The organism is Bartonella sp. AP150HLJHH, from assembly GCF_042196385.1.
Lineage (GTDB): Bacteria > Pseudomonadota > Alphaproteobacteria > Rhizobiales > Rhizobiaceae > Bartonella.
In genome coordinates this window covers 1-1331 of record NZ_JBHIQC010000094.1, presented here as the reverse complement: position 1 = coordinate 1331, position 1331 = coordinate 1, and the positions used below count along the sequence as shown (strand labels likewise).

Below are 1331 nucleotides of genomic sequence, written 5' to 3'. Positions count from 1 at the left end.
CGTAAACTATACACTTTACTTTAGTGTCAAAATTATAATAATGACAACAAATATCAGAATGTGTATAACATTAAAAAAGAGTCATATTAAAATGAAGTCGATCATTCTTGTAATTTTGATTGCAAACCTTTTATCGGCTTGTGCATTAGCACCAAAGCTAAAACAGCCAAATGATAGGAACCGAGTGCCTATTAATAAAACAATCCCTGCCGAAATCAAGCGAGGAGACAACGGAATCTCATAAACTGATTTATGAAGTTAATAATGTAATGGTCAGTCTTTCTAAATATGTGAAAATTAAAAGGTATGAAATATGCAAAAGCTGATTATTATCATAGCGATTAGTGCTTTTCTTGGAACAACAAACTTAGCAAGAAGTAACACTCTTACTAAGCAAGGAGGAGGTCATAGCCGTTTTGCAGTTCCTAGTATAGGGTCAGGAAATCTCGATTCAAGCAACAATTATAAACCAAAACCACCAAAAGGCTATGAGCCACCACGTAAACTTCCACCCGATATTAAAATTGACCTTTCTAATTTGGGAACGATAAGAAATCGCGTACCGTCCAAACCTATTGGCTCTAAGCCATCTAACACACCTCCAGTATCTCCCACAGCTCAGGTACCTAAATCAACTTTCGTATCTGCTCCATCAGCAAAATATCTGGAGCTTATTAATCTATTAAAAAAAGGAGAAATTATTGAGCTCTTAAAAAAACAGCTTGAGTTAAAAAAAGAACAAATTTCACAAACAGAAAAAACCTATCAAGCTATAACAAATAGTCAGAAAACTGGACCTCAGAAAATAGACTTTTCTAGTTTTTTTCTCAAAGAGCCAGAAGCGCTCTATAAGAGTGATAAGCTTTCAAGGAAATCATATCAAGAGGTATTAGAGGACGAAAACAAAGTTTCTGGGCCTTTTGATCAAATGGGCAAAACTATTTCGGGGCGTTTACAATTTGCATCGATACTAGATAAAGCTGTAAGTTTAGAAACTTTTGAAAACGTAGAAAATCGTTTTCAATACCTTAGAGATCTATTAGATGAAGTTCAAAAAAAGGAAAACCTGAAAGATACTGCAGATCTTCAAGCACATATCGATGGTTCATTAGCCATGATCCAAAATGAATTTATAAAGATGGAAATGGTGGCGTATTTACGTAAGGCTGAGCAATCACTTATCAAAAGGAAAAAACGCGAACTTAGTATGAAATTTTTTAACCATGAAGCAAAAGGGATGCCTACCATACGATAAAAACAAAATCCACTGTAGAAGGTTCAGTACTATCTGAACAATTCAGAGGGGCACAAAGATTTTATCAAAGCCAAGA

At 34.7% G+C, this 1331-nt stretch carries 2 protein-coding genes; both read left to right on the top strand.

Going from position 1 to position 1331, the window contains the following annotated elements; genetic code table 11:
* The first annotated feature begins 91 nt into the window (after positions 1 to 91).
* Positions 92 to 244 (top strand): TrwH protein, encoded by a 153-nt coding sequence (locus ACFING_RS09810; RefSeq protein ID WP_375630775.1) that lies wholly within the window; start codon positions 92 to 94, stop codon positions 242 to 244.
* Between the two features lie 69 nt (positions 245 to 313).
* Positions 314 to 1255 carry a type IV secretion system protein gene (locus tag ACFING_RS09805; RefSeq protein ID WP_375630773.1) on the top strand — a complete coding sequence of 314 codons (942 nt, stop codon included), beginning with the start codon at positions 314 to 316 and terminating at the stop codon, positions 1253 to 1255.
* Positions 1256 to 1331 lie beyond the last annotated feature (76 nt).

What these genes read in the sequence shown, in the direction of transcription:
- ACFING_RS09810 (WP_375630775.1), top strand. Translation starts at nt 92, where the DNA reads ATGAAGTCGATCATTCTTGTAATTTTGATTGCAAACCTTTTATCGGCT.
- ACFING_RS09805 (WP_375630773.1), top strand. Translation starts at nt 314, where the DNA reads ATGCAAAAGCTGATTATTATCATAGCGATTAGTGCTTTTCTTGGAACA.